Consider the following 452-nt stretch of genomic DNA (forward strand, 5'->3'; position numbering starts at 1 on the left):
GCACAAGGCCATCTTCGGCTTCAACCAGGGCCAGGAGGGCAGGCATCTGCTGTCCGAGGCCACCAAGGTTGCTGCTGCTGGTTCCCTTGCTGCTGGTGACATCACCTACGACAACGTGCACAAGGCCATCTTCGGCTTCAACCAGGGTCAGGAGGGCAGGCATCTGCTTTCCGAGGCCACCAAGGTTGCTGCCGCTGGCTCCCTGGCTGCTGGTGACATCACCTATGACAACGTCCACAAGGCCATCTTTGGCTTCAACCAGGGCCAGGAGGGCAGGCGCCTGCTTTCCGAGGAGACCAAGATGGCTGCTGCTGGTTCCCTGGCTGCTGGTGACATCACCTATGACAATGTCCACAAGGCCATCTTCGGCTTCAACCAGGTCCAGACTGGACGCAAGCTCCTAGCTGTGTAAGGGAGGCAACATGTCACCCACCATGCTTTCACAAAACCTG

1 protein-coding gene is annotated in these 452 nt (G+C 58.8%); it reads left to right on the forward strand.

Features of this window, described 5'->3' with window-relative positions; genetic code table 11:
• Positions 1-412: hypothetical protein (locus ON37_RS26500; RefSeq protein WP_040723130.1), on the forward strand; the 412-nt coding region annotated here is incomplete at its 5' end.
• Positions 413-452 lie beyond the last annotated feature (40 nt).

It is taken from the genome of Nocardia veterana NBRC 100344 (assembly GCF_000308855.1).
GTDB lineage: Bacteria > Actinomycetota > Actinomycetes > Mycobacteriales > Mycobacteriaceae > Nocardia > Nocardia veterana.